At 64.9% G+C, this 22,640-nt stretch carries 22 protein-coding genes; 12 read left to right on the top strand and 10 right to left on the bottom strand.

Annotated features, from left to right (window positions below; genetic code table 11):
* Positions 1-33: 33 nt before the first annotated feature.
* From OTER_RS13500 to tdh, 3 genes are read left to right on the top strand one after another with little or no spacing between them, the layout of a single operon-like run.
* A complete protein-coding gene (locus OTER_RS13500; RefSeq protein WP_012375479.1) occupies positions 34-2,535 on the top strand; it encodes a ribonuclease R family protein in 2,502 nt (833 codons plus the stop codon).
* Between the two features lie 5 nt (positions 2,536-2,540).
* Entirely contained in the window at positions 2,541-3,026 is a 486-nt protein-coding gene (locus tag OTER_RS13495) for a methylated-DNA--[protein]-cysteine S-methyltransferase (RefSeq protein ID WP_012375478.1), read from the top strand.
* 45 nt (positions 3,027-3,071) lie between these two features.
* Positions 3,072-4,112, top strand: coding sequence for an L-threonine 3-dehydrogenase (gene tdh / locus OTER_RS13490; RefSeq protein WP_012375477.1), 1,041 nt, complete (start codon positions 3,072-3,074; stop codon positions 4,110-4,112).
* Between the two features lie 25 nt (positions 4,113-4,137).
* Here tdh and OTER_RS24210 read toward each other — a convergent pair whose 3' ends face one another.
* Both OTER_RS24210 and OTER_RS24205 read right to left on the bottom strand, forming a co-directional pair.
* Positions 4,138-4,881 carry a hypothetical protein gene (locus OTER_RS24210; RefSeq protein ID WP_012375476.1) on the bottom strand — a complete coding sequence of 248 codons (744 nt, stop codon included), beginning with the start codon at positions 4,879-4,881 and terminating at the stop codon, positions 4,138-4,140.
* Positions 4,878-5,507 (bottom strand): SatD family protein, encoded by a 630-nt coding sequence (locus OTER_RS24205; protein ID WP_012375475.1) that lies wholly within the window; start codon positions 5,505-5,507, stop codon positions 4,878-4,880. Before OTER_RS24205 ends, OTER_RS24210 begins: the two co-directional genes overlap by 4 nt.
* A gap of 131 nt (positions 5,508-5,638) precedes the next feature.
* Here OTER_RS24205 and OTER_RS13475 point away from each other — a divergent pair, with 131 nt between their 5' ends.
* Together OTER_RS13475 and OTER_RS13470 are read left to right on the top strand one after the other, a co-directional pair.
* On the top strand, positions 5,639-6,829 hold the full coding sequence (locus tag OTER_RS13475) for a glycine C-acetyltransferase (protein ID WP_012375474.1): 1,191 nt from the start codon (positions 5,639-5,641) through the stop codon (positions 6,827-6,829).
* A gap of 69 nt (positions 6,830-6,898) precedes the next feature.
* Positions 6,899-7,306, top strand: coding sequence for a cytidine deaminase (locus tag OTER_RS13470; protein WP_012375473.1), 408 nt, complete (start codon positions 6,899-6,901; stop codon positions 7,304-7,306).
* Between the two features lie 91 nt (positions 7,307-7,397).
* Here OTER_RS13470 and OTER_RS13465 read toward each other — a convergent pair whose 3' ends face one another.
* From OTER_RS13465 to OTER_RS13455, 3 genes are all read right to left on the bottom strand, one after another.
* Positions 7,398-8,228, bottom strand: coding sequence for an alpha/beta hydrolase (locus OTER_RS13465; protein ID WP_012375472.1), 831 nt, complete (start codon positions 8,226-8,228; stop codon positions 7,398-7,400).
* Between the two features lie 8 nt (positions 8,229-8,236).
* Positions 8,237-9,550 (bottom strand): histidine--tRNA ligase, encoded by a 1,314-nt coding sequence (gene hisS, locus OTER_RS13460; RefSeq protein WP_012375471.1) that lies wholly within the window; start codon positions 9,548-9,550, stop codon positions 8,237-8,239.
* A gap of 102 nt (positions 9,551-9,652) precedes the next feature.
* Positions 9,653-9,961, bottom strand: a complete 309-nt coding sequence (locus tag OTER_RS13455) for an HU family DNA-binding protein (RefSeq protein WP_012375470.1) — start codon at positions 9,959-9,961, stop codon at positions 9,653-9,655.
* Between the two features lie 132 nt (positions 9,962-10,093).
* Here OTER_RS13455 and ubiE point away from each other — a divergent pair, with 132 nt between their 5' ends.
* Entirely contained in the window at positions 10,094-10,792 is a 699-nt protein-coding gene (gene ubiE, locus OTER_RS13450; RefSeq protein ID WP_012375469.1) for a bifunctional demethylmenaquinone methyltransferase/2-methoxy-6-polyprenyl-1,4-benzoquinol methylase UbiE, read from the top strand.
* Positions 10,793-10,958: 166 nt separating this feature from the next.
* On the opposite strand, the gene erpA is transcribed toward ubiE, so the two are convergent.
* Positions 10,959-11,276: an iron-sulfur cluster insertion protein ErpA gene (gene erpA, locus OTER_RS13445; RefSeq protein ID WP_012375468.1), complete on the bottom strand. Its 318-nt coding sequence runs from the start codon at positions 11,274-11,276 to the stop codon at positions 10,959-10,961.
* Positions 11,277-11,401: 125 nt separating this feature from the next.
* On the opposite strand from erpA, the gene OTER_RS13440 reads away from it, so the two are divergent.
* The 4 genes from OTER_RS13440 (at position 11,402) to OTER_RS13425 (ending at position 16,775) form a co-directional block, all read left to right on the top strand.
* A complete protein-coding gene (locus tag OTER_RS13440; protein ID WP_012375467.1) occupies positions 11,402-12,430 on the top strand; it encodes a serine/threonine protein kinase in 1,029 nt (342 codons plus the stop codon).
* Positions 12,427-13,923 (top strand): RNA polymerase factor sigma-54, encoded by a 1,497-nt coding sequence (gene rpoN, locus OTER_RS13435; RefSeq protein ID WP_012375466.1) that lies wholly within the window; start codon positions 12,427-12,429, stop codon positions 13,921-13,923. The genes OTER_RS13440 and rpoN overlap by 4 nt, the downstream gene beginning before the upstream one ends.
* A 301-nt stretch (positions 13,924-14,224) precedes the next feature.
* Positions 14,225-15,154, top strand: coding sequence for a DUF362 domain-containing protein (locus OTER_RS13430; RefSeq protein WP_012375465.1), 930 nt, complete (start codon positions 14,225-14,227; stop codon positions 15,152-15,154).
* A 4-nt stretch (positions 15,155-15,158) separates the two neighbouring features.
* Complete coding sequence (locus tag OTER_RS13425; protein WP_012375464.1) at positions 15,159-16,775, top strand: 4Fe-4S binding protein; 1,617 nt, start codon at positions 15,159-15,161, stop codon at positions 16,773-16,775.
* Positions 16,776-16,850: 75 nt separating this feature from the next.
* Here OTER_RS13425 and OTER_RS13420 read toward each other — a convergent pair whose 3' ends face one another.
* Together OTER_RS13420 and OTER_RS13415 are read right to left on the bottom strand one after the other, a co-directional pair.
* Positions 16,851-17,651, bottom strand: a complete 801-nt coding sequence (locus tag OTER_RS13420) for an energy transducer TonB (protein ID WP_012375463.1) — start codon at positions 17,649-17,651, stop codon at positions 16,851-16,853.
* Positions 17,652-17,754: 103 nt separating this feature from the next.
* Positions 17,755-19,137: a glutamate--tRNA ligase gene (locus OTER_RS13415; protein ID WP_012375462.1), complete on the bottom strand. Its 1,383-nt coding sequence runs from the start codon at positions 19,135-19,137 to the stop codon at positions 17,755-17,757.
* 341 nt (positions 19,138-19,478) lie between these two features.
* Here OTER_RS13415 and OTER_RS13410 point away from each other — a divergent pair, with 341 nt between their 5' ends.
* Positions 19,479-20,258, top strand: coding sequence for a M14 family metallopeptidase (locus OTER_RS13410; protein ID WP_012375461.1), 780 nt, complete (start codon positions 19,479-19,481; stop codon positions 20,256-20,258).
* 169 nt (positions 20,259-20,427) lie between these two features.
* On the opposite strand, the gene OTER_RS13405 is transcribed toward OTER_RS13410, so the two are convergent.
* Together OTER_RS13405 and OTER_RS13400 are read right to left on the bottom strand one after the other, a co-directional pair.
* The gene (locus OTER_RS13405) at positions 20,428-21,267 is read right to left on the bottom strand and encodes an RluA family pseudouridine synthase (RefSeq protein WP_012375460.1); all 840 of its coding nucleotides are present in this window, start codon (positions 21,265-21,267) and stop codon (positions 20,428-20,430) included.
* On the bottom strand, positions 21,264-22,082 hold the full coding sequence (locus tag OTER_RS13400) for an SDR family NAD(P)-dependent oxidoreductase (RefSeq protein WP_012375459.1): 819 nt from the start codon (positions 22,080-22,082) through the stop codon (positions 21,264-21,266). The genes OTER_RS13405 and OTER_RS13400 overlap by 4 nt, the downstream gene beginning before the upstream one ends.
* 74 nt (positions 22,083-22,156) lie before the next feature.
* Between OTER_RS13400 and hpf the strand changes: the two genes are divergently transcribed.
* Positions 22,157-22,537 (top strand): ribosome hibernation-promoting factor, HPF/YfiA family, encoded by a 381-nt coding sequence (hpf, locus tag OTER_RS13395; protein ID WP_012375458.1) that lies wholly within the window; start codon positions 22,157-22,159, stop codon positions 22,535-22,537.
* Positions 22,538-22,640 lie beyond the last annotated feature (103 nt).

Raw genomic sequence — 22,640 nt, 5'->3', positions numbered from 1 at the left:
GCTCGGCCTGCGCGCTGGGCGTCCGCTTTTCCCATGACTCTTCGTGAACGACTGCTGGCATTGCTCAGCGAGCCTACTTACTCCCCCGCCACCGAGCCCGAGCTGCGCCGCCGGCTCGGTCTGCACAAGAAGCGCCGCGCCGAACTCGCGCACGAACTGCACGTGCTGCTTTCGCAGGGCCGCGCCAAGCGCCTGGGCCAGGAGCGATTCGGGCCCGCCGACGGACGCGGACGCGACGCCGGCCAGCGCGGTGCGGAACGACCGGGCCGACACGCCTCCGCCAAACAGAATCGCTTCGCCACGCCGCCGCGGTCCGAGGCCACGGTTGTTCCCGAGGAAATCGGAGAAGAGCTGTCCGCGCGTCGCATCTTCACGCCGACCGCCCGCAAACTGACTCCCGCCGCCACGCGTGCGCCCGCAAAGCCGTCGCCAGCACCGCGCGGGAAAACGAAAGCGCCGGTGGCAACCAGGCTGCCTCTCGGGCCGGACGAATACATCGGCCGGATCCAATTTCGCGCCGGCGGCTCCGCTTTCGTCGTGCTGGAGGCCACCGGCGGTCGTCCCGCTGACCCGAGCCAGCCGCCGATCCAGGTCTTCGCCGAGGACACCGACGTCGCGCTCCCGGGCGATCGCGTCGTCGTGCGCGTGTTCGCCGGTCGTCGCGGCCGTCGGCCGGGCGAGAAAATCGGCGGCGTCGAGCGCGTGCTCGAACGCGGCCGCGACACCGTCGTCGGCGATCTGCGCCGGCGCGGTCGCGACTACCTCGTGGTGCCTGACGATCCGCGCTTCGTCTACGAAGTCGCGGTAAGCGACCCCGCGCGCTCGGGCGTGAAGCCCGCCCCGCAACCCGGCGACAAGGTGGTGGTGAAACTCCACGCTTGGAATCGCCGGCACGATCCGCTCACGGGCGAGATCGAATCCCGGCTCGGGCGCACGCACGAACCACAGGCCGAGCTGCTGGCGATTTTCCAAAAATACAATCTCGTGACGACGTTCCCCGCCGACGTCGAACGCGAGGCCGCCACCCTGCCCGATCGCGTGCACCCGCGCGAGCTCGCCGGCCGGCTCGACTACCGGGAGCAACCGGTGTTCACGATCGATCCGGATGACGCGAAGGATTTCGACGACGCGCTGTCGTATGAGCCGCTCCACGGCGGCGACGTGCGCGTGGGTATCCACATTGCCGACGTGTCCACCTACGTGCGTCCCGGCACCGCGCTGGATCGCGAGGCACAGCGGCGCGGCAACTCGACTTATCTCGTCGGCACGGTGATCCCGATGCTGCCCGAGAAACTCTCCAACGGGCTCTGCTCGCTCGTCGAAGGTCAGGACCGGCTCTGCAAGGCCGTCTTCCTCACGTTCGCGAAAAATGGCCGGTTGAAAGAGACGACGTTCGCCAATACGGCCATCCGCAGCCGAAAACGCCTCACCTACAAGCAGGCCTACGCGCTGATGTTCGAGCACGATCTCGATCGGATCCGCGCGCTGCCGCTGCCGCCCAAACACCAGACCGGCTCCACCGGCCGCGCGCTCAGCGCGCTGAGCGACGCAGAGCTCGTCGATCTGCAATCATGGGTCCGCGCCCTTTGGAAAATCGCCAGCCGGCTCCGGCACGACCGGATGGCGCACGGCAGTCTCGATCTCGACATGCCGGAGACGAAGATCTTCGTCGACGAACAGGGCTACGCCGACCGACTCGAGAAGATCGAGCACGACGAGAGCCATCAGCTGATCGAGGAGTTCATGCTCGCGGCCAACGAGGCCCTCGCACGGCTCACGCGGACGCATTCGTTGCCCTCGCTCTATCGCGTGCACGACGAGCCCGATCCGGACAAGCTCGACGAGTACCGGCAACTGCTCGCCACGTTCGACATTCACACCGGTGACCTCACCCGCCGCGAGGAACTGGTGAAACTGATCCGAACCCTGAGCACCCATCCGCAAGGTTACACGCTGCGCACGCAGCTGCTGCGCAGCCTGCGCAAGGCCGCCTATCGCGCGACGGCGGATGGACACTTCGGCCTGAACAAAAAGGACTACACCCACTTCACCTCGCCGATCCGCCGCTACGCCGATCTCGTCGTGCACCGCGTATTCGATTTCTACCTGGTGAAACACCAAGGCGGCCGGCCGGCGCACGGCCACACCAGCTACAATCTCGGCCACGTGGAGAGCCTTGGCGAACACCTCAGCCTCACCGAAATCAACAGCGCCGAGGCCGAGCGGGAAAGCGTGAAGGTAAAGCTGCTGGAATTCTTCGAACGCGAGCTTGCGAAGAAAAAGAAGACGCCATTCGCCGCCGTCGTCACCGACGTGCGCCAGAACGGTTTCTTCGTGGAGCTCGTCGAATCGATGACCTTCGGTTTCGTGCCAACGCATACGCTCAGCGACGACCACTACGTGCTGAACAACGCGGGCACGATGTTCACCGGCCGCCGGCACAAGCGCCGCTTCGCCGTCAACGACCGGATCGAGGTTGTCGTGGAAAAGGTCGACCGCTACAAACGGCTGATCGATTTCCGTCCGAAGTTGTAGTCGCCATGGGCCGCACCACCTTCACCACCGAGTTCGGATGCTGCGCGATCGCGTGGAGCGACCAGGTGTTGACGGGGTTTGAGCTGCCGGAGGCACAACCTGCGGCCGCCGACGTAGCGCCGCCCCCGGAGATCGCGGCGATCATCGCGCGCGTGCAGCGGCATCTCTCCGGCGACCTCCAGGATTTCTCGCGGCTGCCTTTCGACTTTCATCTCGTGCCGGCCTTCAACGCCGACGTGTTGCAGGCGACGCTGCAGGTGAAACCCGGACAGACCTGCAGCTATGGCGAAATCGCCGCGCGACTCGGCTATCCGCCGGCCACCAGCCGTGCGGTCGGTGCCGCACTCGGCGTGAATCGCTGGCCCTTGCTCATTCCCTGCCATCGGATCGTGGGCGCCGACGGACGGATGACTGGGTTTTCCGGTCCCGGCGGCGTCAAGCAGAAGCTGCGGCTGCTCGCGCTCGAGGGCGCCCAGCTCCTCGCGGAATAGCATCGCCTCGCTCGACAGCGGTGCGCGCGTCGCTAGCCTCGGCGCATGAGAAAAATGCGCGCGATCGCGAAGCTGCAGTCCGGCCCCGGGCTGCAGTTGACCGAAGTGCCCGTCCCCCAACCCGGCATCAACGAGGTCCTGATCAAGATCAAGAAGACCTCCATCTGCGGGACCGATGTGCACATCTACAATTGGGACGCGTGGGCCGAGAAAACCATCCGCCCGCCAATGGTCATCGGGCACGAATTCGTCGGCAGCATCGAGGAGGTCGGCAGCAACGTGCACGGCTTCCAACGCGGCGATCTAGTCGACGGCGAAGGCCACATCGTGTGTGGCGTCTGCCGCAACTGCCTCGCCGGTCGCCGGCACCTCTGTAAGGACACCAAGGGCGTCGGCGTGAATCGCGACGGCGCGTTCGCCGAATATCTCTGCATCCCGGCGAGCAACGCTGTGCACGTGGATCCCTCGATCCCGCTGGACGTGCTCTCGTGCTTCGATCCGCTCGGCAACGCCGTGCATACGGCGCTGCAGTATGATCTCGTGGGCGAGGACGTCCTCATCACCGGCGCCGGTCCCATCGGCTGCATGGCCACTGCCGTCGCGAAACAATCCGGTGCACGCCAGGTCGTCGTCACCGATGTGAATCCGAACCGGCTGGCGCTGGCGCGTCGCATGGGCGCGACGCGCGTGGTCGATGTTTCTCAGGAGCAGCTGCCTGAGGTGCAGCGCGAGCTCGGCATGAAGGAGGGCTTCGACGTTGGCCTCGAGATGTCCGGCAATCCGCGCGCGCTCGCGGACATGATCGACAACATGTTTCACGGCGGCCGCATCGCGCTGCTCGGCATCATGCCCGAGAAAGCCCCGGTCGACTGGAACAAGGTCGTCTTCAACATGCTCACGATCCGCGGGGTCTACGGCCGCGAAATGTATGAGACGTGGTATAAGATGACGGCGCTGATCCAGAGTGGACTCGATATCTCGCCGGTCATCACGCACCGATTTCCCTTCACCGAGTTTCAGCAGGGATTCGAGCTGATGCGCTCGGGCAAGAGCGGCAAGATCGTGCTCGATTGGGAAAACGCCTGACGTTGGTTCGTCGCGGGCCTCGGGTTCACAGCACGCTCTTGATCCACGCGCCGATCGCCATGGCCACGCTGGAGGACAGCAGCGTGCCGATCAGCACATATTCCGCGAAGCCGCGGTTCTCGAGTTCCTTGAACCGGGTAAAACCTTTCGCCGCGAGCGTGAAGCCGATCGCGCCGAACTGCCCCGTCAGGACGAAGGCGTAGATCAGCACGCGTTCGAGCAGTCCGATCACGCGGCCGCGATTGAACTCGCTGGCGTCGATCGTGGGCCCGAGCAGCGACGGCGCGCCCGGCTTGATCTGCAGCCGGCCAAGCAGCCAGCGGACGAGCAGGTTCGCCTCGTTGGCCGCGAGCAACATGCCGAAAGCCATCTTCATGCCCGCCGGGCCCACGAGTCGTCGCGCCTCGCCACCCAGCGCGCTCCACGACTCAAGCCAGTCGGCGAGCCCGTGCAACTCCGGCCGGAATCGCACCCCGGCCGCCGACGACAGCCACACGCTCAGCAGCAGCACGTGCACGATCCCGAGCAGCAGCCGGCTGCCGTTGCGGTCGGCTGCGCGCCGATCCGCCCACGCTGAAAGCGCATTGATTCCGACGCTCGTAGCCGCCAGCGCCCACAACATCCGACTCGGGGCAAATAGTCCGAGCGCCGCCAGTTCGATCGCGCATTTCGCCGCCCAACTTGGCGGCCGGACGCTCGCGTCGCCGAGCAGCAGCCGCAAGCGCAGCAGCAGCACCAGCGTCGCGCAGACTACAAATTCGTTGGTCATCGCTCCCGCAGGGTTCGATTCAGCGCCACGCCGAGCTCCTCGCAAACGTCCTTCACGTCATCCAGCGCGGCGGTCCGGATGTTTTTATAGACCGCCACGCGCGAGATCTTCATCCCCTCCTCGATTTCCCGCACCGTCCGGCCCCGCAGCAATCCGGCCATCACGAGCAGCCGGTTGCGGCTCCAACCTTCGACCGCATGCGAGAGCAGGTTCAGCACGCCATTGGCCAGTCGCCACGCTTCCGGCTCGGCGCCGGCGATCCGCAGCAGTCGTTCGTCCACCTTCAGCTCGGTCAGCGCCGCCCGTGCCTGGTGAAACACCGGACCGTCCATGCCCAGCGCCTGCTCGGGATTCAGCCGGGTCGCCAGTTCCCCGACACCGATGGCGAACCGGGCGCGCACCGGGTGGATCTCCGCCATGATCGTAAACACCTCAGCGAACAACGTGTCCGCCGCGCGATACACCGCCTGAAACTCATCGCCCAGCGTGATGGTGTACGGCGACGCGAGTCCACTCGCGTCCCGCCCGGCGCCGGTCAGCACCTTGGCCAGCTTGCGCTGGAAAACGGCCCGGCTCGCCATCGTCTTGGAGGCGACAACGTCGCCGATGATCGCCATCACCTGCATGGTTCCTTGGTTAACCGATTTGGTTCACATTTCAAGTAATAAACCGTATCGGTTAACTTTCTCTACTTTTAACCGTTTTGGTTAACGGCGGATCCTTTTGCCTTCCCCGGTTGGCCGCGCAACGTCGGGGCATGGTTACCGACTTCCTCACCCATCTGCGGCAGACGCTCGCGGATATCGAAGCCGCCGGGCTCTACAAACAGGAGCGCGTGCTCGCGACCGCGCAACAGGCCCGGGTCGCGACCGCGGAGGGCCGCGCGGTGCTCAACTTCTGCGCCAACAACTATCTCGGCCTGGCGAACCATCCGCAAATCATCGCCGCGGCGCACGCGGCGCTCGATCGCTGGGGCTATGGGCTCTCCTCGGTGCGCTTCATCTGCGGCACGCAGCAGATCCACCGTGAACTCGAACAACGGCTCAGCCACTTTCTGGGCACCGAGGAAACCATCCTCTATTCGTCCTGCTTCGATGCCAACGGCGGTGTGTTCGAAACCCTGCTCGGCGCCGAGGACGCGGTCATCAGCGACGAGCTCAATCACGCCTCCATCATCGACGGCATTCGGCTGTGCAAAGCGCAGCGCTACCGGTACCGCAATAACGACATGAGCGATCTCGCGGCAAAACTCCGCGAGGCCAACGCCGCCGGCGCACGGTTCAAGCTCATTGCCACCGATGGCGTGTTCTCGATGGATGGCATCATCGCGAACCTGCGGGAGATTTGCGCGCTAGCCGACCAGCATCACGCGCTCGTCTTGGTCGACGACAGTCACGCCGTGGGCTTCATGGGCCGGACCGGTCGCGGCACGCCTGAACTTTGTGGCGTGGTGGAGCGCGTCGATTTGCTCACGGGCACACTCGGCAAGGCGCTCGGTGGCGCGAGCGGCGGCTATGTCAGCGGCCGCAAGGAAGCCATCGACCTGCTGCGGCAGCGCTCGCGGCCCTACCTGTTCTCGAACAGCCTCGCCCCCGCAATCGTCGCCGCATCGATCGCGGCGCTCGATCTGCTGGCGCGCTCGACGGAGCTGCGCGATCGGCTCGAGGCCAACACGGCGTTCTTCCGCGCCGGACTCACGCAGGCCGGGCTCGCGATCAAGCCCGGCACGCATCCGATCGTGCCCGTCATGCTCGGCGATGCGAAACGGGCGCAGCAGTTTGCCGCGCGAATGCTCGAGCGCGGCGTCTACGTGGTCGGGTTCTTTTATCCGGTGGTGCCGCAGGGCGCCGCGCGGATTCGGACCCAGGTCAGCGCCGCGCACACGCGCGAGGATCTGGAATTTGCCATCGACGCGTTCGCCGCGACCAAGCACGAGCTCGGACTGTAGCCGACGCGCCGCGCCCCCGGCCCCGCATTCTTCGCTTCGCTCCGTGCTCGGAGCTGCTACGCTGGCTGGATGAAAATCACGCCCGCTGTGCGCCGTCGTCTGGAGAAAGCCGCCCGCCGGGCCGCCGAGGCTTCTTATTCGCCCTACTCCAAGTTCCCCGTCGGCGCGGCGGTGCTCACCTCCTCCGGCCACGTGTTCACCGGCTGCAACGTCGAGAACGCCTCCTATGGGTTGTGCAACTGCGCCGAGCGCACCGCGATCTTCTCGGCGGCGGCCGCCGGCGAGCGCGCGATCAAAGCGGTGGCGGTCTACACGCCCACGCCCACGGCCACGTCGCCCTGCGGCGCGTGCCGGCAGGTCATCAATGAATTTGGCCCCACCGCGCTGGTGATCAGCGTCTGCGACGGCTCCGATCGGATCGAGACCACACTCGACCAACTGCTGCCGCACGCGTTTGGCCCCGGCAATCTCGGCTGAACCTCGCGCGAACCAATCCGCGTAGGGCTGCCGTTCACCGGCAGCCGTGAACGAGCTCCGATGATCTCCGCGGCCGGCGCCAACGCCGGCCCTATTGGATTGCGGTCGTTCCGTGTCCGCTCGGCGCGGCCACTAGGCCAGTGAATTCCTGCAGCGCCTTTCCGTAGCGATCGCCCGCCCATTCCAGCAGGTCGTTGTGCCCGGCCGTATCGATCCAGAGATGCTGCTTCGTACCGCGTGCCGCCGCATAGAGCGCCTCGCCGTGCCAGCACGGAATCACCCGGTCCGCACGACCGTGTATCACCAGCACCGGGCAACGCACGTCGCGCAGCTTGGCAAGGTTTCTGAACTTGTCTCCTGGCAGCAGCGGCCAGCGCGTCATCACCCGATACGCGCTCACGAACGCGCTCTCGAGTACCAGTCCGCCCACATTTTCCTTTGCGGCAATTTCGGTCGCCGGTCCCCCGCCCACGGACCGACCATAGAGAATCACCTTCTCCGGGGGAACGTGGACCCGCTCGCGCAGATAGGCGAGCGCGGCTCGATTTGCGGCGTAAATCGAACGTTCGGTCGGCACACCGCCGCTCGCACCGTAGCCGGGATACTCCACCGCGAAAACCGCGAAGCCCAGCTCCCGCAGTTTTTCCAATCGCGGTGTCAGATCGCCCAACGCCTCGGCATTGCCGTGAAAATACCACACCGTGAACCGGGCCGCCGGGTTCGGCAGATACACGGCCGACACCGCGATGCCCTCCCCCACGTCGATTCGCACGGCACCCGCCGGCTCAACCCGTGAGCCGTAGTCCGGCAGAAACAGCATCGAATCCGAAAGGGAACGCGCCCAAAGCGTCACGGCGCCATAGATCACGACCAGCGCCAGTGCGCTGCGCAATCCCAGCCCGCGGCGGCGTGGTGCTTTCACGCCAGACCTCAGTCCGTCGAAAAGAAGTCGCGCACCATCGCCTGCACCTGCTCGCGCGGCACGTCCGTTTCCGTGCGCGTCGTCAGGTCGCGGAGTTTCACGACGTTCTTGGCCAGCTCGTCCGGTCCGTAGATCAGCGCCAGCTTCGCGCCCGAATCCGCGGCGAGTTTGAACTGTTTCCCGAACGGCACGTCCTTCAGCGGATAGTCCACCTTGAAACCCGCGGCGCGCAGGGCGTTGACATCCGCAAACGCCGCTTGCCGCTCCGCTGCGCCGCCGATCACGCAATAAACATCGCTGGCCTGTACGAATGCCGGCATCAGCCCGCGCGCGTCGAGCAGCAGTCCGAGCGTGACATCGCCGATCGCAAACCCCACCGCCGGCAGATCGGGACCGCCGAGCTTTTTGACGAGATCGTTGTAACGACCACCGCCCGCGATCGCCCGCAGTTCGCCTTTGCGATCAAACGCTTCGAAGACGAAGCCCGTGTAATACGCCAACCCCCGCACCACGCCGAGATCCACCTCGATGAACGGCGACAGTCCCATGGCCGCGAGTCCGTCGAGCAGTTTCCGCCAATCGCCGAGCCGCGCCGCGAGCTTCTCCCCGCCGAGCGGCGCCAGCGTCTGCTCGAGTGAGGCCAGCGTCTTGATCTGCAAAAACTCCAGCACCCGCTGCTTGAGCGCAAGATCGAGTGGCCCGAATTGCTCCGCATACGGCTTGAAGGCGTCGTCGCCGACTTTCTCGAACTTGTCGACCGCCGAGAGCACCGCGCGAATCCGCGGCTCATCCAGCCCGAGAGCCTCTAGATAGAAGAACCACAGATTCCGGTCGCTCAGCCGGATGTAGAAGTCTTGTTCGGTGAGCCCAAACGCTTTCAGGCACTGAGTGAGCAGCGCGATAAGCTCGATCTCAGCCTCGGGGCCCGGCTCCGCGAACAGATCCGCATTGAACTGAAAAAACGCCCGCTCGCGTCCCTTTTGCGCCCGCTCGTAGCGGTAGTATTCCGCGATGCTGAACCATTTGATCGGCCGCTTCAGCGCATTGGCCTTAGCCCCGACCATCCGGCAGACCGTCGGCGTCATCTCGGGTCGGAGAGCCACCTCGCGCCCGCCTTTGTCCGTAAAGCTGAAGAGCTGCGCCTCGATCTCGTCGCCTGATTTGGTCTTGTAGAGCTCCAGCGGCTCCAGCACGGGCGCGTCATACTCGGCGAAGCCAAATGCGACCGCGGTCTGACGCCACAACCGAAAAATATGGTTCCGACGCGCCAGCGCATCGGGATAAAACTCCCGGAAACCGGGCAGTGACTGAAACGTAGCCATTGCCGCCGAAAATGGCGAAGCTGCCCGCCGCAGCGCGATGTTATTTTCGCGCCGCGGCCGAGGCAGCTTCGACGGCCCAGAGGCTGCGCTGACGCGCAGCGGCTAGAGTTTGCTCAGGTCCAGCTTCTTCAGTTGCTGCTTCAGGATCTTGCCCGATTTGAATTTCACGACGGCCCGTTGCGGGATCACCACTTCGGCCTCCGGCTTGTTCGGGTTGCGGCCGATGCGCGCCTTGCGCACTTGGACCTCCAGCACGCCGAAGTTGCGCAATTCGACATTGCGGCCTTCAGCCAACGCTTTCTGAATGATGTCGAGTGTGAGTTGAACGGACTCGACTACCTGCTTCTGCGGAAAGCCCGTCTTCTTATAGATTTCCAGCACGATCTCCCGTTTTGTGAGGTTAGTGGACATAGAATTTCCTTGGTTAATCTGAGCCGTCTCTTACGCCCTAAATGATTTTCACAACTGCAATTGCGTCAACCCCTATGAAGCATTTTCCGGGAGTTTAGGGTGATCCCCGAGCAATTGCGTTTAGACTGCCCCATGCCTGATCCCGCCGCCGTCAACTCCATGTTCGCCCGCATCGCGCGTCGCTACGACGTCGCGAACCGGCTGCTCAGCGGCGGTGCGGATATCTCCTGGCGCAAGCGGCTCGTACAAGCCGTGGCGCGTAGCAAGCCACGAGATATCTTGGACTTGGCCACCGGCAGCGGCGATGTGGCGTTTGCCTTGAGCCGTCGGTTTGAGACCGCCGCGCAGGTGACCGGTATGGACTTCTGCCAGCCGATGTTGGACGAAGCGCAAAAGAAGAAAGCGGCCGCGGGTGGTCGCTACGAAAACGTGACGTTTCGCCAAGGCGACGGGCTCGCGCTGCCCCTGCCCGACGCCGTTTATGACGCGGTTACCATCGCGTTCGGGCTGCGCAACATGGCCGACCGGCATCGTTCGCTAACCGAAATGCACCGCGTGCTGCGGCCGGGTGGAAAGCTGTTCGTGCTCGAGTTCTCGCAGGCCAGCCGGTGGTTTCGTCCGCTTTATCTCTTCTACCTCCGGCGCGTACTCCCGCGGCTGGCCGGCTGGGTGACGGGTGATCGCGCGGCTTACGAGTATCTGAACAACACGATCGAGCAGTTTCCCGGCCGCGAAGCACTGGCGAACGAGATCCTCGCCGCCGGGTTTCGCCAGGTGACGGCGCGCGGGATGACGTTCGGGATCGTCGCATTGCACGAAGCGACGAAATAGCCGCGTTCGTGAGTGGCCGGGCTACGCTCCGCGTGGCACGGGCGTCCCGCCCGTGAGTTCGACTTGAGGGTTTATTCGCGACTCCCGCAAAGGGCGCGGCGCCCTCCCATCCTCACGGGTAAGATGCCCGTGCCACCCGAACCACTCCCCGTGCAATGCTTCCGATTCAGCTAAACGATTTGCCGCAGCCGCAGGTGCTGCCCGCGTTCGGGTTTTTGATCTCGAAGCCCTTGCCGTGCAGCCCGTCGTCGAAATCAATCGTCGAGCCGCTCAGGTAGGTCGCGCTCGCCGGGTCCAGCAGGATCGGCACGCCTTCGCTCTCGACGACCGCATCATCGGGCTTCGGCTCGTCGAACGACATTCCGTATTGCAGGCCCGAGCAACCGCCGGATTCCACAAACACGCGCAGCTTTTTCGACGGCGCGTTGAGTTCCGCCTGCATCGAGCGCACACGCTCGGCCGCTCGCGTGGAGAGGGTGATCATCGGCGCGGAACCTAGGATCGACCTCCCCGCTGTCAAATGGTGCGGGTGTCGCTGCAGCAATTTCCGGGCCGCGGACGGATTGAGCACTTGCCAGTCGGCACGGCGCGTTGTCTGCTCGTGTCGCCGTGAGCGCGCTTAAGCACATTTTCAACGAGATCCATTACGAGATGGTGCGCAAGATCGCCGACGGCGGCATGGGCGTGGTCTACGAAGCGGAACAGCTCGGCGCCGGCCGCTTCCGCAAGGTCGTCGCCGTGAAGTTGATTCGCGAAGAGTATTCCGCGATCGAGGAGTTTCAGCGCAACTTCATCGGCGAGGCGCGGCTGGTGGCCGATTTGATCCACACCAACATCGTGCAGACCTACCATCTCGGTCAGGTCGGCGGACAGTATTTCATGGTGATGGAGTATGTGCGCGGCGTGAATCTCGAGCAGTTCATCGACCGGCACCGCACCGTCGGACGAATGGTCCCGATCGACATCGGCGCTTTTATCATTTCGCGCATCGCGCGGGGCCTCGCCTACGCGCACCAGAAGTGCGACCGCGAGAGCCGGCACCTCAATATCGTTCACCGGGACATCGGCCCGAAGAACATCATGATGGCCTACGAAGGCGACGTGAAGCTCACCGACTTCGGCATCGCGAAGGCCTTGGACCTGATGTACAACGAGGAAGGCAAGGTCATCGCGGGCAAGGACGAGTATCTCTCGCCGGAACAGGCGAACTACGCGGTGACGGATTCCCGCGCCGATCTGTTCGCGCTGGGCATCCTGCTGACCGAGGTGCTGCTCGGCCGGAACATCTTCCGCGCGCCCGAGCGGCTGCAGTCGCGCCGCAATATTTTGACGATGTCGATCCCGCGTTTCTCCACGCTGCGACCGGAAATCGATGGACGGCTCGAAGCGATCATTCAGAAGGCCCTGCAGCGCGACCGCGACAAGCGCTATCAGACGGCCTTCGAAATGCTGAACGATCTCGAGCTTTACCTTTACAGTGATCGCTACGGCCCAACGAATGAGAAACTGGGAACCTACCTGAAAGACCTGTTCGGCGTGATCGATCCGCTGCCCGCACCCGTGGGGGCGAGCGCCGCCGCGGTCGCACCCGCGTCCGTCGAACCTGTTCCCGCTCCTCCTCGCGTTTCTCTCTCATGAGCGGGCCCTCCTTCAGCCACGACCTTCGCCAGCGCCAGACCCAATCGCTCGTTCTGGCGCCACAGCTGCGTCAGTCCTTGAAGATCCTTCAGGTCGCCGCGCTGGATCTGCGCTCGGTCATTCAGGAGGAGTTGCAGGCGAACCCGACCCTCGAGGAACTGCCGATGGAGGGCGAGAGCGTTGAGAAACCGGCCGAGACGGATGCGCCGAATGACACCAGCACGCCCGGCGAACACGAGGACGTCGCCCCGCCCGGGGACGACAGCCCCACGCGCGACGAGCTCGATTTCACCAAGCAGTTCGAGATCCTCGGCAAGATCGACGAAGACTGGCGCGACCATTTCGCGAATGTCGGCGGCGCTCAGCCGTTCACCGCCGAGGACGCCGAGAAGCGACAGCACTTCTTCGATTCGCTCGTCAGCGAGACTTCGCTGCAGGAGCACTTGATGCAGCAGGTCGTGCTCAACGATCTCGCGCCGCCAGTGCACGAAGCCTTGCACCAGCTGATCGGTAATCTCGACGATCGCGGCTATCTGGCGCAGTCGCCCTCGGACATCGCGCTGCAAGCCAATCTGCCCTACGCAACCGTGACCGAAGCGCTGAAGCTGCTGCAGAGCTTCGATCCGCCCGGCATCGGCAGCCAGACGCTCGCCGACTGCCTGCTCGCGCAGCTCCACGCCAAGGGTCGCGGGGACACGCTCGCCGCGCGCATGCTGCGCGATCACTTCGAGCTGCTTTCGCGGCGGCGCATTCCCGAGCTCTCCCGCAAGCTCGGCGTCGCCGCCGACGACGTGCAGGCGGCCATCGAGGAAATCGGCAAGCTCGATCCCGCGCCGGGCCGCCGTTTCGCCGAGGACAGCAACCGCGTCGTCGTGCCCGATGTGGTCGTCGAGAAGGAAGGCGACGAGTGGAAAATCCATCTCAACAGCGACTACATTCCGCGGCTCCGGCTCTCCAGCACCTACCGTGAGCTGATCGCCAAGGGCACGCTCTCGAAAGAGGAACGCGATTATCTCCGCGAACGGATGCGCTCGGGCAAGTTCCTGATCGATTCGATCGAGCAACGGCAGCGCACGATCGAGCGGATCACCCGCGAGATCATCAACGCGCAGCTCCCGTTCTTCGAACACGGCGTGTCGCAGCTGCGGCCGCTGACGATGACGCAGATCGCGGACGTCGTCGGCGTGCACGAGACGACGGTCAGCCGTGCGATCGCGAACAAATACATGAAGACCCCGCACGGCGTCTTCGAATTCAAGTATTTCTTCACCACCGGCTATCAAGCGGAGAGCGGCGACTCGGTTTCGAACACCAGCGTGAAGGAGATGCTGGCCGACCTGATCGCGCTCGAGGACAAGTCCGCCCCCTTGAGCGATCAGGAGATCGTGGCGAAGCTTCAGGAAAAGGGCATCACGCTCGCACGGCGCACCGTCGCGAAATATCGCGAGGAGCTTGGCATCCTCCCGAGTAATCTGCGCCGCGACTACAAGTAGCCGGTGGGAGCGCGGCCGCCCTCGGCCGTTCCGGTCGAGTGCGGACTGCTCCATTGGCCTCCATCCTTAGTCTGGACCGGCGTGCGTCGCGGTCGTGCCCTTGGGTCGCGCGGACACCATGGTAGAGCGCGGATTCCGCTCCCCGTCGCGAGCACCTCTGGTCATCACGGCGGTCCCGAGGTCCCACCAACTCCCGGCGAGTTTTCGGCAATGAATGCGGTGCCGGCGTTCCGCGAACGGCTTAACGTTATTCAGCGCCCGAGCACAACCCGCGCTGCATTCCACGTTACCCGCCACGCCGATGAACTCCCGCCGTGATTTTCTGAAGCATAGTCTCGCGCTGGGCGCTGCCGTTGCCCTCACGCCGTGGCGGCGACTCGCCGCCGCCGAAGGTGCCATACCGACGCCCGCTACGCCCGCCGCGCGGCCGATCCTGGTGGCGGTGCGCGATGGCAGTCGCACGGCGATGCTGGACGCCGCGCTCGCCGTGTTCGGCGGCATCGGCGCCTTCGTCCGGGCCGGCCAGACCGTGCTCATCAAGCCGAACATTGGCTGGGATGCATCCCCCGAGCGCGGCGCCAACACGCATCCGGAACTCGTCGCGCACCTGACGACCCTCTGTCTCGGAGCCGGAGCGAAATCCGTCAGCATCTTCGACAACACCTGCGATCCGTGGGAGCAGACCTACGAGCACAGCGGCATCGCCGCGGCGGCGAAAGCGGCCGGCGCGCGCATCGTCAACGGCAAGGATCCGAGTCTCTATCGCGAGGTGGACATCCCAGGCGTCCGGCTCAAGCGCGCGCAGGTCCACTCGCTCGTGCTCGACAGCGACGTCTTTTTCAACTTGCCGGTGCTGAAGCATCACAGTGGCACGTTGATCACCGCCGCGATGAAAAACCTGATGGGCGTGATCTGGGACCGGCGCGACTACCACATGCACGACCTGCACCAGTCGATCGCGGACTTCCTCACGCTGCGGAAACCGACGCTCAACATCGTCGACGCGTATCATCCGCTCGTACGGAACGGCCCGCGCGGGCGAACCACTGACGATGTCGTCGAAATGCGCACGCTGCTGGTCTCGCCCGATCCGGTCGCCGTCGATGCGGCCGGCGCGAAAATGCTCGGTCACGATCCCGCGCGGATCGCGCACATTCGGATCGGAGCGGAGATGAAGCTCGGCGTGATGGACCTCGAGCAGGTCGACATCCGCCGGATCAAGCTGGGTTAAGCTCGTGGCCCGATCGCGACTCAAGCTGCTGCGCGTCGCCGCGGGCGCACTGGTATTCGCCGCCTGCTTGGTCGTTTTCCTCGATCCCCGTGGATCGCTGCCGACCTGGCTCGGCTACTCGGTCGCGTCGACGCAATTTGTGCCGGCGCTGCTCGGATTCGCCACAGGAGCCGCGTTCGCCACCGCGCTCGCCCTGCTGCTCGCCCTCACGCTCGCGTTTGGTCGCGTCTACTGCTCCGTCATTTGTCCGCTGGGGATTTTGCAGGATCTCATCGCGCGAGCGCGCGACGCGCTGCGCCGAAAAAGACTGCGGCTACCCTACCGGCCCGCGGCGATCTGGGCCCGGCGAAGTTTCTTCTCCGCGACGCTGCTGGGCATCGTCACCGGCTGGTTCGGTTTCGCACTCTCTCTGTTCGATCCCTATAGCATTTTTGGTCGCATTGCTTCCGATCTGTTCCGACCTGTGGTTGTCCACGCGAACAACCTGCTCGCGCAGGCGGCCAATGCAGCCGGCCTCACCCTCGTCGCGCGCATTGAGCCCCAATGGGCGGCGGCGGGCGCTCTGGCCTTCCCGCTGCTTGGACTCGCCATCGTAACGGTGATGGCGGTCACGCGCGGCCGGCTTTACTGCAACACGGTGTGCCCAGTCGGCACATTCCTTGGATTCCTCTCCCGCCGGAGCGCGTTCCGACTCAGCATCGACTCCACGGTTTGCCGAAAATGCGGCGACTGCCTGCGCGTCTGCAAGGCGCAGTGCATCGATTTGCGCACCGCCACGATCGATGCCAGTCGCTGCGTGGCCTGCTACAACTGCGTGGGCGCCTGCGACGAGCACGGGATTCGCCACCGTTTTTCCTGGCGGCGTGGCGCTGCCTCGCAACCGCCGGCCCGCGCGTCCGCCACTCGCGCGCAATCACTCGGAGCGGCGGATCCGCAGCGTCGGACCTTTTTGGCTGCGCTCAGCGTCGCCTCCGCTGCGCCGCTCCTTGGCGCCGGGCGCGGGGAGGATGACGCGGACGAAGGCGCTGGTCGGCACCGCCATCGCACTCGCAAGTCCAACAACGAGAGCCGCGCCATCGCGCCGCCCGGCGCCGAAAGCGTGGATCGGCTGCTCGAGCATTGCACCGCCTGTCACCTCTGCATCAGCGCGTGTCCCACGCACGTCCTGCAACCGGCGTTTCTGGACTACGGTTGGAACGGGCTGATGAAGCCGCGGCTGGATTACAGCCGCGCCTACTGTCTGTTCGATTGCCAGCGCTGCTCCGAAGTGTGTCCCGACGGCGCGCTCACGCCGCTCACGCTTGCGCAGAAGCACGCCGCGAAGATCGGCGTGGCCAAGCTCGATGTCGAAAAATGCATCGTGAAGACGAAGGGCACCGACTGCGCCGCCTGTTCGGAGCATTGCCCAACCAAGGCCGTCGACACGAAACCTTACGGCGACAATCTGCGGCTGCCGTGGGTGCACGGTGAGAGCTGCATCGGCTGCGGTGCGTGCGAGTTTGCCTGTCCCGCCGACCCGAAGGCGATTCGCGTCACCGGTCACCAGCGCCACGGCTTCGTTCGCGAGCGGCCGGTGGAAAAAGCCACCGCACCGGTGCAGACCGGAGACTTCCCGTTCTAGATAGCCACAGGTGCAGTTGTTCGGATTTCCGCACGGCTCCGTCACTCCGTATCGACGAGCCAAGCGCCGAAGCTGTCACTCCGCTTTCTTTTCTCCGGCCGGCGATTGTTCGGGCGCGGGCGTCCGCGGGATGAAGCTCACCGAGCGCGCGGCGAACACCGTGACAGGCTTTCCCTTCTGCGTCGGCGGCTGAAACGTCCATTGCCGCACCGCTTTGATCGCCCCGCTGAACAGCACCGGCGCCGGCGCGGACTCGACGTTGGGTGCATACGTGTGCCCCTCACCGTCCACGTAGAAAGTGACGAACACCCGGACCGGCTCGTCGCTCGTCGGCTGGTAGCTCTTGGGCAACCGCGGCAGCGCCGCATCGGTGAACTCCAGCGGATGATCCAGTTTGCTCTCGAGCACCGGCGTTTGTTCCGCCGCCCGATCACTCTTCACCGAGAGCTGGCGCGAGGCATCCATCACGTCCAGCGTCGCGCCGAGGGCATCGAATTGATAACCCACGTCCAGCCGGGCCGGCACCGGCGTGCCTCTGAACAGCGCCGCCTGATAGGTCAGCGTCCGCACGCGGTCCAACAAGGCCGCGCCAAACGCCGGATCCGCGGCACTTGAAACAAAGAAATCCTGCGGCTGCCCGTCCGCTCCGACGAGCACCGACACCACGGCCCGGCCGTGGGTGACACCGCGCATGCGCGCGCCACCAGGATAGTCGATTTCGAGCCGCGGCTCGCGCGGGCCGAGCGCGGCGGGCTTGAACTCGCGTTCGTTCAGAGCGGGGAAATCGGGCGAGCTCACCGCTCCCCACCCCAGCGGCGCCACTCCGAGCGCCAGCAGCAATGCGAACACCCCGCGACCGAGCTTGTGCGGTCTCATGCTCCGAGACTAGTCGCCCGGCGCCCACTGTCGAATTCCGGTCACACGCAACAGTATAGCCGGACGTCCCTCTGCAGGCCGTCCACCGTGCGCCACGTGGGACTCAAGCGTTCAGCAGCCGCTCGAGCCGCGCGCGCACGCGTTCGCGTCCGAGCACGCGAAACATCCCCGTGATGCTGGGCCCGACATTCGTTCCCGAGACCCCAAGCCGCGCGACCGACTGATAGTCGCCGAACCCGAGCGCGTTTTTTGTGGCGAGAACTTTGATGCCTTCCTCAACCGCCGCATCGTTGGAAAAATCGAACCCGGGCAGCGCCTCGATCAATTCGCGCAACCGCGCTTTCGGATCGCCCTTCCCCATCACCTTGTCGCGCACCTTCGCATCCGTCGCGAACTCGTCGGTGAAGAAGTACGCGGTGTAAGCCGGCAGCTCCTCGAAGCCCTTGATCTTGGGCTGACTCAGCAACATCACCTCGCGGAAGAACGCCGGCTCGGCGGCGAGCGCCGCTTTCGCCGTCGCGTTGTCGCCGAGTGATTCGAAAAACGCGCGCGCCTTCTGCACGAACGTGTCCGCAGGCAATTCCAGCAGATAGGCCATGTTCATGTGCGCGAGTTTCTTGTCGTCGAACCGCGCGTTGCTCTGGTTGACGCCGGGCAGATCGAAGAGCCGGATGATCTCCGCAATCGGCATCTTCTCGCGATCGTCGCCCGGGTTCCAGCCGAGCAGGCTGAGGAAATTCACGAGCGCCTCCGACAGATAGCCGCGCCGCTGATATTCCTCGATCAAGGCGCCCTGGTCGCGCTTCGACATCTTGCCCGGACCATTCTGTTTCAGGATGAGCGGAATATGCGCGAACTGCGGCACCGGCGCGCCGAAGGCTTTGAACAGCTCGACGTGTTTGCTGGTGTTGGAGAGGTGATCCTCGCCGCGGATCACGTGCGTGATCTGCATGGCGATGTCGTCAACGACGTTCACAAAATGGAACACCGGGTTGCCGTCGGAGCGGAAGATCACGAAGTCCTCGTCCTCCACGCGCTCGACCCGGCCGCGAATCCGGTCCTCGATCACGGTCGGCGCGGTCTTCACCTTCGTGACGGTTTTCTTGCGGTGCTCGTCGAAGACTTCGTAGCGCTCGCCCAACAGCTTGAACCAGATGGCACCGTCCTTCTCATACGTGCGGCCTGCCGCCGTGAGCTTCGCGAGATACTCGCGGTAAACCGCGTCGCGCTCGCTCTGCCGGTACGGACCAAATTCGCCGCCTTTGCCGGGACCTTCGTCCCATTCCATGCCCAGCCAGCGGAGGCTATCGTAGATTACGTTGAGGAACGCCTCGCTGTTCCGCTCCTTGTCGGTGTCCTCGATTCGCAGCACGAACGTGCCGCCGGTGTGACGGGCGTAGAGCCAGTTGAACAGCGCTGTGCGGGCGCTGCCGATATGGAAAAACCCCGTCGGGCTGGGAGCGAAACGAACGCGAACGTGAGCCATGATGCGAGTGAAGGAGTCGGCTCGCGGACCGAATTGATCCGCGACAGCCGAGCAACGCACCAGCAAGGGGAGCCATGTCCCCGCTGTCAAAGCCCACGTCACGTGCCGCAACCGCCTGGTCTTGGCCGAGGCCACGAACGTGGTCCGATCGGACCACGTTCGTGGCTTCTGCGGTTTCGGGCGGTCGAGCGCAGAATCGCCAGGGGAGGCCGCGTTCCGGCGTGTTCGCGCGCGTGCGGATCGCAACGGCTTGGCCGCCGCCGCGAGCGGCCCGCGCAGCCGCCCCCGGGCCGTCCCACGCTTGCGGACGGCGGCCATCGCAGTTTGCGTAGCCCACCGTCATGAGCCAGCTCTCACGCCCGCCTCCGCAGCCCGCCGCCTTCGTGCCGATCGAGCTGATCGGGCGCTTCGAATCCGCCGGTGCGCGTCAGGGGTTTCGGGTCGAGCGCTTTGGCGAGATCGCCGGCTGCCCGCTCATCGCGCTGACCAAACGCACGCCCGGCCCACGGCCACGCGTTTACCTCTCCGCGGGCATCCACGGGGATGAGCCCGCGCCGCCGCTCGCCCTCCTCGAAATGCTCGAGGCCGGCTGGTTCGACACACGCGCCACGTGGTTCCTGTGCCCGCTGCTGAATCCCGCGGGATTTCCCGGCAGCTGCCGCGAAAACGCGGACGGCGTCGATCTCAACCGCGACTACCGGCACCTCCTTTCGGCCGAGATCCGCGCGCACGTGAGCTGGTTGCGCCGTCAGCCGAACTTCGATCTCGCGATCTGCCTGCACGAGGATTGGGAGTCCACCGGCTTCTACGTCTACGAACTCAACCCGCAAAACCGCCCCTCGCTCGCCGAGCCGATGATCGCCGCCGTCGCGCGCGTCTGCGCAATCGAGTCCGCGGCGATCATCGATGGCCGCGAATCCGCCGCGCCCGGCATCATCCGCCCCCTCGGCGATCCGCTGCTGCGTGATCAGTGGCCCGAAGCCATCTACCTGTTGCAGCACCACACGACGCTCACCTACACGCTCGAAAGCCCCTCGGCGCTTCCGCTGCCGCAGCGCATCGCCGCGCAGCGCGCCGCACTGGAGGTCGCGTTGGCCAGTTTCGCGCCCGCTCAACGCTGACGCCCGCACTTAAGCCAGGTCGTAGCGATTTTCGTGTAACGGCAGCCGTCCCGCCTGCCGGCTTGTCTGCTCAACCCCGGCAGAACGGAGGCGTGCCGCTACCACAGGCGCAGCCTGGCCATTTCTGAATGCGCCGCAGCGAAAGCCGCGCGGACTTCACGCGAGTCCGCTATAGCTCCGCCGGCGCGACGATGCCACGCTCGGCGCAGAACCGTCGCATGTCCTCGGCCATCGGCGCGCGAAACACATGGGCGAGACCTGTGCGCGTGAGATCGATCTCGGCGCAATGCAGTGCCTGCCGCGGCAACAGGAGCTTGTCCGCCAGCGCCGGCGTCCAGCCCGTGTCGATGAAATCGAGATAGCAGCGCGCGTCCGGACCGTAGATTTTGTCGCCGACAAGGCTGTGACCGAGCCACTGCGCATGGGCGCGGATCTGGTGCTTGCGTCCGGTCTCGGTCACCACGCGGACCAGCGAAAAAGCATCATCCGCCGCCACCGTGATCGGGGAAAAATGCGTGACGGAGCGCTGGCCGTCGGCGCGCACGGCCGACTTGACGAAAACCGGACTGGCCACGTCGTCGCCCAGCGGCTGATCGACGGTCACCGGTTCGCGCATCGCCCCGGTCAGGATCGCGACGTAAGCCTTGCCGATCTTGCGCTCCTGCATCGCGACCTGCAGCCGGCTGGCGGTCTTCGGGTCCTTGGCGAGCACGACGATTCCGCTGGTCTCGCGGTCGAGTCGAAAGACCAAATGCACCGTCGCGAGTCCGGTGAACTCCCGCACCGCGCCGACCAGACTCGACCACGGCCCGGCCTTCGAGGGGTGGCAAACCACGTCCCCCGGCTTGGCGACCACGAGCAGTCGCTCGTCCTCATGCACGATCCACGTGCGCAGCTCTTCCGCCGTGATCAGCCGCGCCGGGCCCTGCTGCATCCGGCGCGGCCACGCGCAGGCGCGGCGCGACATGATCTCCGGCAGCGGCCCGCCCGGGCTAGGATCAGGGATCATGCGCGGACGTGCTGCAGCCGCTGCGCGGCGATGACTTGGCCGGAAATCCGCGCCACCCACGTCCTGGGTCCCATCCCGCTCGCCGCTGCCAGCAACTTGTTTTTCCAACCGGGCACCACGAGGCTTTTGCCTTTGGCCAGCCCGCGCAACGCCGCCAGCACTACGGCCTCGGTGCTCATGCCGGTCCGCTCCGCCGCGTTACCGGGGGCCAGCCCGGCGCGCTGGAAAAACGGCGTGCTCGTCGGTCCCGGACACACCGCCATGGCCCGCAGGTTGGTGCCACGCCATTCCTCGTTCAGCGCGAGGGTCCAATTCAGCACGAACGACTTGGTTGCGCCATAGACCGCGAGGTGCGGCGTCGGCTGGAACGCCGCGGTGGAGGCGATGTTCATCACTACGCCGCCGCGAGCCTTGAGCACCGGCAGCAGTCGACCGGTGAGCCGGACCATCGCGACGGTGTTAACCTGCAGCATTTCGAGCTGTTGAGAAAGATTGGGCTCAGGAAAGGCCCCGTATGAGCCGAAACCACTGTTGTTGATGAGCAGCACTCGTCCCGCTGGCACGTCTCGGTTAAGGAAGGCTTCTACTTCCGTCGCTGCCCGCTCCGTCTCCACGACCGACGCGAGGTCACAGGGGACATGGCAGAGGATAAGCTCTTCGCTTTTTATGACCGGAGCCGTCCTCGAGAGGTTGCAAAAGCGGAGTGCCGGATACAGGTTCCCGGCGAGCTCGATGAACGATTTTCCTATACCGGAAGATCCCCCCGTCAGCACGACGGCGGTGAACGATTGGCATACTTCGCGAAGGGCAATCATGGGCTCAGGAGAATTTTTACGGGCCGCGTCAGGATCTGCCCTGACTCGGTAAAACCCAAAACAAACGCAGTATCATGAACAGACAAAACAACCACGAAGTCATCGTATCGGGCATTCATCTCGAACTCACTCCGTCCTTGAAGTACTTCGTTCGAGAAAAGGCCGAACGTCTGTTTCGTCATGAGGAGCGGATCATTCGGGTCCGCGTCGAACTCGAGTGCGACTCCAAGGAGGCGGTCGCCACCCGGTTCAAGGCCAAGGGCCATGTCGAAATCCATGGTCCGGACCTCAACGCCGTCGTCCAAGCGGACGAATGCCACAAGGCGATCTCGCTGCTCATCGACAAGCTCGATCGCATGCTGAGCAAGCGCCACCACATGTACAAGGTGCGCCGACACAATCTTCCCGCCGTGGAGCAGATCGATCAACAAGTGGCTCTCCCTAAAGCCGTCTGATCGCCCGCGAAGGACCTTTTTCTTTGATGCCCGCCGGCCCCCGCCGGCGGGCTTTTTTGTGATCGTGGCACGAGCATCTTGCCCGTGGAGACAGGTCAGAAGC

It is taken from the genome of Opitutus terrae PB90-1 (assembly GCF_000019965.1).
Lineage (GTDB): Bacteria > Verrucomicrobiota > Verrucomicrobiia > Opitutales > Opitutaceae > Opitutus > Opitutus terrae.
This window is presented reverse-complemented; position numbering and strand designations above follow the sequence as displayed.

Excerpts from the sequence above, each read along its gene's own strand:
- OTER_RS13500 (WP_012375479.1), top strand. The coding sequence starts at position 34 with ATGACTCTTCGTGAACGACTGCTGGCATTGCTCAGCGAGCCTACTTAC.
- OTER_RS13495 (WP_012375478.1), top strand. The coding sequence starts at position 2,541 with ATGGGCCGCACCACCTTCACCACCGAGTTCGGATGCTGCGCGATCGCG.
- tdh (WP_012375477.1), top strand. The coding sequence starts at position 3,072 with ATGAGAAAAATGCGCGCGATCGCGAAGCTGCAGTCCGGCCCCGGGCTG.
- OTER_RS24210 (WP_012375476.1), bottom strand. The coding sequence starts at position 4,881 with ATGACCAACGAATTTGTAGTCTGCGCGACGCTGGTGCTGCTGCTGCGC.
- OTER_RS24205 (WP_012375475.1), bottom strand. The coding sequence starts at position 5,507 with ATGCAGGTGATGGCGATCATCGGCGACGTTGTCGCCTCCAAGACGATG.
- OTER_RS13475 (WP_012375474.1), top strand. The coding sequence starts at position 5,639 with ATGGTTACCGACTTCCTCACCCATCTGCGGCAGACGCTCGCGGATATC.
- OTER_RS13470 (WP_012375473.1), top strand. The coding sequence starts at position 6,899 with ATGAAAATCACGCCCGCTGTGCGCCGTCGTCTGGAGAAAGCCGCCCGC.
- hisS (WP_012375471.1), bottom strand. The coding sequence starts at position 9,550 with ATGGCTACGTTTCAGTCACTGCCCGGTTTCCGGGAGTTTTATCCCGAT.
- OTER_RS13455 (WP_012375470.1), bottom strand. The coding sequence starts at position 9,961 with ATGTCCACTAACCTCACAAAACGGGAGATCGTGCTGGAAATCTATAAG.
- ubiE (WP_012375469.1), top strand. The coding sequence starts at position 10,094 with ATGCCTGATCCCGCCGCCGTCAACTCCATGTTCGCCCGCATCGCGCGT.
- erpA (WP_012375468.1), bottom strand. The coding sequence starts at position 11,276 with ATGATCACCCTCTCCACGCGAGCGGCCGAGCGTGTGCGCTCGATGCAG.
- rpoN (WP_012375466.1), top strand. The coding sequence starts at position 12,427 with ATGAGCGGGCCCTCCTTCAGCCACGACCTTCGCCAGCGCCAGACCCAA.
- OTER_RS13430 (WP_012375465.1), top strand. The coding sequence starts at position 14,225 with ATGAACTCCCGCCGTGATTTTCTGAAGCATAGTCTCGCGCTGGGCGCT.
- OTER_RS13420 (WP_012375463.1), bottom strand. The coding sequence starts at position 17,651 with ATGAGACCGCACAAGCTCGGTCGCGGGGTGTTCGCATTGCTGCTGGCG.
- OTER_RS13415 (WP_012375462.1), bottom strand. The coding sequence starts at position 19,137 with ATGGCTCACGTTCGCGTTCGTTTCGCTCCCAGCCCGACGGGGTTTTTC.
- OTER_RS13410 (WP_012375461.1), top strand. The coding sequence starts at position 19,479 with ATGAGCCAGCTCTCACGCCCGCCTCCGCAGCCCGCCGCCTTCGTGCCG.
- OTER_RS13405 (WP_012375460.1), bottom strand. The coding sequence starts at position 21,267 with ATGATCCCTGATCCTAGCCCGGGCGGGCCGCTGCCGGAGATCATGTCG.
- OTER_RS13400 (WP_012375459.1), bottom strand. The coding sequence starts at position 22,082 with ATGATTGCCCTTCGCGAAGTATGCCAATCGTTCACCGCCGTCGTGCTG.
- hpf (WP_012375458.1), top strand. The coding sequence starts at position 22,157 with ATGAACAGACAAAACAACCACGAAGTCATCGTATCGGGCATTCATCTC.